Source organism: Collinsella aerofaciens (genome assembly GCF_040910265.1).
GTDB lineage: Bacteria > Actinomycetota > Coriobacteriia > Coriobacteriales > Coriobacteriaceae > Collinsella > Collinsella aerofaciens_BK.
The window spans coordinates 81,435-88,695 of sequence record NZ_JBDGAW010000008.1 but is presented as its reverse complement, the minus strand read 5'-3'; the positions used below and the strand labels follow the sequence as shown (position 1 = coordinate 88,695).

The window sequence follows — 7,261 nt, the reverse complement described above, 5'->3', positions numbered from 1 at the left end:
GCGGTGTCCCCTCCCTTTCAAGAAAGGGAAGAGGCGGGGCATGCCCCGCCTCTTACACCACATCTCTGCGCGCTACCCTTCGGTTAACTGATAAAGACCTTTACCTTGCTGAATACTCTCAATTTTGCACGTCGCTACAGGGGGTACCCTTGCTTACGGCAGGATATGGAAGCCCAAAGCGGCGATATCCTTGGCAAAACCGCGCACGGTGTCGAGCGAGACCTCGTACGGGTCGCGGCCGATGTTCTTGCGCTTGGCCAGGATGCTGTTGGGCACCGTGATGATCTGGCAACCGCAGGCTTCTGCCTGGTAGATATTGATGAGCTCGCGCGTGGACGCCCACAGGACCTCGCAGTTGGGCTTGGCGGCGGCCTTCTTGACCGACTCCGTCATAAACGGAATGGGGTCGACGCCGGTATCGGCGATGCGGCCGGCAAAGAGCGAAATGATGGACGGGGTCTCGGCGTCAACGGCCTCGACCATCTCGTCGACCTGCTCGGGCGTAAAGATGGTGGTGACGTTGACCTTGATGCCGTCGGCAGAAAGCGTGCGGACCAGCTCGGCGGTGGACTCACCCTTGGTGGTCACGCACGGAATTTTGACGTAGACGTTATCGGCCCAGGTAGCGATCTCGCGGGCCTCGACCTCCATGGTCTCGACGTCGTCGGCAAAGACCTCAAACGACACGGACACATCGGTGATGTGGGCCAGGACCTCCTTGGCAAACGCGCGGTAATCCGTCACGCCGCCCTTCTTCATAAGGGACGGGTTGGTCGTGAAGCCCTGAACGTTGCCGTTCTCGTACATATCGAGCATGCCCTCGAGGTTTGCACCGTCAGCGAACACCTTGATTGCCATCTGCCTGATTCCTTCCGTTTGCATAAGGCCGGTAAACTGCTAAACACTTTACCTATGTTTATCAAGGCGTGAACTGCAGTTATTTACCTTCTCGGTGAACGGTATAAACACTTTAGCGTTTTTGACCATGCGCTCCAGCGGCAAAACGATTTTGCAGGGCGGGCCGACTTGAGCCGTCCGCCGCGGACGAACGGTAGCTGAGCGGGCCTCTTAAATTAAGCCGAAGTGGCGCATGGCCGTAACGGTGCCATCGTGTGCGACGTCGTCGGTCACGTAATCGGCAACCGCCTTGACCTCGGGCATGGCGTTGCCCATGGCCACGGCCGTCTCGACGGCGGCGAGCATGCCCAGGTCGTTGCCCGAATCGCCAAAGCCAAAGGTGCGCGTATTACCCGCGCGGCCCAGATGCTCCAGCGCTCGCGCCACGCCCACGCCTTTGTCGATGCCCTTGGGACTGAGCTCACGATTGGAACCGCCGGTGTTACACAGCTCAAAGTGGCGCTCGATAAAGCCGTCGTCGTTGACCACGCGAGCCAGGTTGGGCGCGTTCAGGCACACCTTGCCCACGCAAAGGCGGCCGTCGACGCGCATCTCATCGGCGCCATGCACCACAGTGGTACCGATCAGAGACGACTGTTCAACACCCGCAGGCTCTAGAGCAAAGGTTGCTCCATTGGTCTCGAAAAAGGCCTCGAATCCTGCCGAGATAATGCGGTGCGCAAGTTCCTCGGCTACGTCCTCGGCAAAGCAGTCCTCGTGCACCACGCGTCCCTCGACCTCGAGCGTAGCACCCGCCATGGCAACGATGCCTTCGGGATCCAGCTCGCGCAGGCTGTCGGCGATGAGCCACAGGGGACGGCCCGTGCAGATAAACGCCTTATGGCCCGCATCGCGCAGCGCGTGGAAGGCCTCAATTACCGCCTGCGAAGGACGGACCGCCGAAAAATCCTTATCGGTCATGTCATCGGGGTCGAACGACGTCAGCGTGCCGTCCACGTCAAAAAAGAGCACGGCGGAATCGGGGCACGCATCAATCATATAGGTTCCTTTCGGGGGCGAGAGTAAACGAAGCATCCATCATATAATGGAGCGACGCAACCAGAGAGGTCACCCATGGAATTTTACGCAAGCTGCCCCGAGGGCTTTGAGTCCGCACTCGCCGATGAGCTTAAACACCTCGGGCTTTCGCATGTTCGCCGGCTGAAGGGCCGCGCCACGTTTGAGGGCGAGCTTGAGCAAGGCTTGCGCGCGTGCCTGTGGTCGCGCCTGGCCAGCCGCGTGTTTGTGGTGCTCGGGCGCTTTGAGGCGCAGGATGCCGACGAACTGTACGACGGCGTTTACGACATCGCCTGGGAAGGCATCGTCCGCCCCGGCGCCACCATCGCCATCACCGCCCGCGGCGTGACCGAGCAGCTGCGCAACACGCGCTTCTCGGCCCTGCGCGCCAAGGACGCGCTGTGCGACCGTCTGGCCGAGGCCACGGGCCGTCGCGCCGACGTCGATGCCGCCGACCCCGATGTTCACCTACTGCTTTCGCTGCGCCAGCGCCGCGCGAGCATCAGCCTGGACCTTTCGGGCGACCCGCTGTTCAAGCGCCTGCCGCCCGCGGCGACCCGTGCCGGCGAGGGTGCGCACGTGTTGCGCCCCGACTACGCCGCCCTAGTGCTGGCGCAGGTCGGCTGGACCGCACTGTGCGAGCGCGAGTTGACGGCCGACGATTACGAGAATGAAGCCCTTCCCACGCTAATCGATGCCTCGTGCGCCGGCGGCGGCCTGTTGCTGGAAGCCGTGAACATTCTGACCGACCGCGCCCCGGGCGCCGCACGCGAGCGCTGGGGCTTTGAGGGCTGGCAGCTACACGACGCCGCTCTGTGGGAGCAGCTGCTTGCCGAGGCGCGCGAGCGCGAGGCGGCAGCGCGCGAGCGCCAGGCGCGCATCGTGGCCATGGACATTGACCCCACCGCCCGCAAGACCGCCGAGCGCATGGTCAAGTGTGCCGGCTACAGGCGCTTTGTCGATTTTTGCGCCGCCAAGTCTGCCACCGTGCTGGATCACGCGGGCGCTGTCGCCGGCGCCGCCATCGTCGCGGACACCACCGAGACCCCGCTTTCGCTCATGCACGATGCCATGACACTTGTCGGCGAACTGCGCCGCGCGCCCGAGCTTGCTTCGGCACCGGTCGCCGCGCTCACCCGCGATGGCCTCATGGCCCGTGCGCTCCACGCCGAGCCCGAGCGCTCCATCGCCGTCATGCCCAACAATGAAGAGGCCACCGTCGAGGTTTGGCCCTCGCTCGACCACGCCTCCGCGGCATTTGAAGCCGCGACCAGCGCGGATGCCACGGGGGAGATCGCGGATGCCGGCGATGCCGATGATGTGAGCAGCGCTGCGCCCGCCATGCCCGAGCCCGCTGCCACACTCGACCTGGGCGACGGCAAGCCGCTGCCCGTGCTTATCCCCGAGTCCGAGCAGTTCGCCAACCGCCTGCGCAAGAATGCCCGTCTGCGCCGCAAGTGGGCCAAGCGCGAGGGCGTGAGCTGCTACCGCGTCTACGATGCCGACCTGCCCGATTACTCTGCCGCTATCGACCTGTACGAGGGCTGCCCGCAGACGCCGGGCCGTTGGCTCGTCATCGCCGAATACGCTGCGCCCAAGACCATCGACCCCGCACTGGCTCAGGCCCGCATGCTCGACATTTTGGCCATCGCGCCGCGTATCCTGGATGTTCCGGCCGAGCACGTGCACGCCAAGGCCCGCATGCGCTCGCGCGGCGGCTCGCAGTACGGCAAGCAGGACGCCGGCAAGGGCGGCTCGAGCGAGCGCGCCAACATCGCACGCCGTCGTCTGCCGCTCATCGAAGAGGGCGGCCTCACCTTTGCCGTCAACTTTGACGACTACCTGGACGTCGGCATCTTCCTGGACCACCGCGTCACCCGCAACCTGGTGCGCGAGCACGCCAAACAGGCGCGCCGCTTCCTCAACCTGTTCGCCTACACCGGCACCGCCACCTGCTACGCGGCCGACGGCGGCGTCGAGGAGACCGTGACGGTCGACCTTTCCAACACCTACCTGGACTGGGCCGAGCGCAACATGCGCCAGAACGGCTTTGTGGGCCCGCAGCATCACTTTGTGCGCGACGACGTGCTCGCTTGGATTCGCGACCAGCGCCAGACGCGCAACCGCTGGGACCTGATCTTTGTCGATCCGCCCACGTTCTCAAACTCATCCAAGATGGGCCGACGCACCTGGGATGTCCAGCGCGACCACGTCGAGCTGCTGGCCGGCGTATCGCGCCTGCTCACGCAGGGTGGCCACGCCATCTTCAGCTGCAACCTGCGCGGCTTCCGCCCCGAGACGCGCAAGCTTGCACGCGCGGGCGTGGTGCTGGAGGACATCACCTCGCAGACCATTCCCGAGGACTTCGCACGCAACCAGAAGGTGCACCACTGCTATATCGTGCGCCGTCTGCCCATCGAGGACGCCATGGCCGAAGTCGGCTTTAGTGCCGAGGAAATTGCCGAGCGCGTCGAGGAGCTGCGCAACCCCGAGGCTCGCAAGCCTCGCGCAGCAGCGCCTGGCCATGCGCACGCCGGCAACAACAAACCTCACGGCGACGGCAAACCCTCCCCTGCCGGCAAACCCAAAAAGAAGAAGTTCTACGCCAGCAAACCCAAGGGCAAATAAAAAAGTTGCGGTGGAATAGTTCCTAAAAAGCCCCCATAAAGGCATAAACAGGAACTATTTCACCGCAACTCATATGGGGATGTGGGCAACGGGCTAGCCCTGGGTGACCAAGCGGTAGCCGATGCCTACGTGGGTTTGGATATAGCGGGGATGTGCGGGGTCGGACTCGATCTTTTTGCGCAGAGTGCCCATGAAGACGCGCAGGCTCGCCAGGTCGCTCTTGGTCGCGGTACCCCAAATCTCGTGCAGGATAAACTGGTGCGTCAGCACCTTGTCGGCGTTGTGCGCCAGCAAGCACAGCAGCTTGTACTCGATCGGCGTCAGATGCAGCTCCTCGCCGTCCATCGTGGCGATGCCGGCATCAAAGTCGATATGCAGCTCGCCGGTATCGAACGTCCCCTCGGACGAACCCGCACCTATCTGCGCATACGAAAGGCGTCTGAGTGTGGTGCGTATGCGCGCGAGCAGCTCCTCGACCGAAAACGGCTTGGTCAGGTAGTCATCGGCACCGGCATCGAGCGCGCGGATCTTGTCCGCATCCTCGCTGCGCGCCGAGACCACGATGATCGGCATGCCCGACCACGTGCGCACCGACTCCACCACCTTGACGCCATCCATGTCGGGCAGGCCCAGATCGAGCAGCACGATGCTCGGCGCTTGCGACGATGCGGCGGCGATGGCGGCATGGGCGGTCTCCACGGCCATATGGCGCAGGCCGTGCGCCTCGAGCGCGGCGACGATTAGGTTGCGGACGGCAGGATCGTCCTCAACAACCAAGATGAGCGGTTTCACGGCAGAGTTCGGCACGGCGCTACTCCTTATCAAACGAAACATCGGCAGCGGGAAGCTCAATCGAAAAGACCGAGCCATGCGGATCCGCCGCGGTAACCTCTATGCTACCGCCATGCGCCAGCGCAATGGAGCGGCAGAGCGAAAGCCCCAGGCCCACACTACGGCGGCTGTCGGCCAAACCATGGTTGACGGTGTAGAACGACTCAAAGATGCGCTCGCGGTCCTCGGGCGCGATGCCCGGCCCGTCGTCGGCCACCGAGCACGATACACGCCCCTCGTCGACGCCAATCGAGATCACGATATGCGAACCCGCCGGCGTATAGGTAATGGCGTTGTTCACCAGGTTCACCACCAGCTGCACCATCAGGCGCGCGTCGACGTTGACGAGCGCCGGCTCGTCGCACGCAACCACCTTGAGGTCGTGTTCGCGCACGGCGGGGTTCACGTGGCGCAGCGCCTCCTCGACGATATCGTCCATCAGCTCGAGCGTAGTCGATAGGTGCATGCCGCCGCCTTCGAGCTTGGTGGTGGCGAGCAGGTTCTCGACGGTAGCGTTGAGCCACAGCGCATCCGAGCGAATGGACAGCAGCATGTTGCGGCGCGTCTGGTCGTCGAGCACGGCAGTACCGGTCGAACCCTGGTCGAGCAGCACGTCGGCGTTGCCCGAGATACTCGTGAGCGGTGTACGCAAATCGTGCGAGATGGAGCGCAGCAGGTTGGCGCGCAACTGCTCGTTTTTGGCGAGCACCGCCGCCTCCTCGCGCGCCTCCATGGCGCGGGCGCGGTCGAGCGCGAGCTCGCCTTCGCTCACGATGGCGTCGGCCAGCATCCGCTCCTCATGCGTCAGCACATCGGGCTCAGCAACGATGGCCAGCACGCCCACCACCGAGGCAGGGTCGCTCGAGCGCACGATGCTGTCGCCCGAGCGCACCGTCAGGTAGATGCCATAAAATGCCGAGCCGCCATAGGTGGCATCGAGCGGCGTTCCCACGTAGGCCGAAGCCGAGAGCAGCGGCGGCATCTGAGGCGCCAGATGGTGCACCGGCGCAGCATCGCCCACCGCCGTATACGTCGCGCGCGGCAGCAGGTCATCATCCTCGGCATCGGCGCTGTACCACACGACTGGGCAGCCCGAAAGACGCGCCAGCTGCGTGGCCATGGCGTGCACAATCTGCGGTTGATCGGCGCAGCGCTGCAACATGCGGTTGGTCTCGAGCACCATCTGCGTGCGGCGATCGCTCGCGGCGGCCTGGGCCAGGGCACGGCGCAGGGCCAGTGCGATCGAGCTCGAAACGAGCGAGACCACGAACATGATCACGAACATGCCAGGATAGATACGGTCGATGAACGTCAGCGAATAACGAGGGTCGATAAACAAAAAGTTGTAGAGCGCCACGGCGGCGGCGGAAGCGAGCAAGCAGTACAGGCGGCTCCAGGTGAAAAACGCGCACAGCTGCACCGCGAGCACGTATACGATCATGATGCTGGGTGCGAGACCCGGGTGGTCGAGCAGCGCGCCGATAACCGTCGCCGCCAGCAGCAACCCCGCCGAAATGCCAAGATCGTACAGTGGGCCGCGCCGCGTCAGTGTCGTACGCCTCCACCAAAAGTTATCGGCAAGATCACCGTCCGCGCGAACGTCCATCGGCACCGCGCCCCTCCCTCAAAAACAAAAACCACCACAAAGGGGACAGGCACCTTTGTGGTGGTTCCCTCGTGGTGGTTCTAAGTGTAAAGCCTTTACTACCGGCAGTCGCTAGACAAACAGCACGTGCGCGAGCAGGGCGCAAACGCACGCCGCGGCAAATACCAACGCCACGACCGAGATCACGCGATCGGCCATGTCCATGTTGGCGCGATTCGTGAAGAACTGGTCCTCGGCGGCATCGATGCCCGCCTCGCGGACATCGAGTGTCCTTGCATCCAT

6 protein-coding genes are annotated in these 7,261 nt (G+C 63.9%); 1 reads left to right on the top strand and 5 read right to left on the bottom strand.

The genetic code is table 11. The features are described from left to right. Positions 1-153: 153 nt before the first annotated feature. Positions 154-858: a transaldolase gene (locus AB5Z14_RS05180; protein WP_368130578.1), complete on the bottom strand. Its 705-nt coding sequence runs from the start codon at positions 856-858 to the stop codon at positions 154-156. A gap of 210 nt (positions 859-1,068) precedes the next feature. Continuing rightward, positions 1,069-1,896 (bottom strand): HAD-IIB family hydrolase, encoded by an 828-nt coding sequence (locus AB5Z14_RS05175; protein ID WP_368130577.1) that lies wholly within the window; start codon positions 1,894-1,896, stop codon positions 1,069-1,071. A gap of 75 nt (positions 1,897-1,971) precedes the next feature. On the opposite strand from AB5Z14_RS05175, the gene rlmKL reads away from it, so the two are divergent. After that, positions 1,972-4,542 (top strand): bifunctional 23S rRNA (guanine(2069)-N(7))-methyltransferase RlmK/23S rRNA (guanine(2445)-N(2))-methyltransferase RlmL, encoded by a 2,571-nt coding sequence (rlmKL, locus tag AB5Z14_RS05170; RefSeq protein ID WP_368130576.1) that lies wholly within the window; start codon positions 1,972-1,974, stop codon positions 4,540-4,542. A gap of 93 nt (positions 4,543-4,635) precedes the next feature. Here rlmKL and AB5Z14_RS05165 read toward each other — a convergent pair whose 3' ends face one another. The 3 genes from AB5Z14_RS05165 to AB5Z14_RS05155 all read right to left on the bottom strand — a co-directional run bounded on the left by AB5Z14_RS05165 (position 4,636) and on the right by AB5Z14_RS05155 (position 7,261). Further along, a complete protein-coding gene (locus tag AB5Z14_RS05165) occupies positions 4,636-5,349 on the bottom strand; it encodes a response regulator (protein ID WP_195534825.1) in 714 nt (237 codons plus the stop codon). A 4-nt stretch (positions 5,350-5,353) separates the two neighbouring features. Next, entirely contained in the window at positions 5,354-6,979 is a 1,626-nt protein-coding gene (locus tag AB5Z14_RS05160; RefSeq protein ID WP_368130575.1) for a sensor histidine kinase, read from the bottom strand. A 111-nt stretch (positions 6,980-7,090) separates the two neighbouring features. After that, complete coding sequence (locus tag AB5Z14_RS05155) at positions 7,091-7,261, bottom strand: hypothetical protein (protein WP_368130573.1); 171 nt, start codon at positions 7,259-7,261, stop codon at positions 7,091-7,093.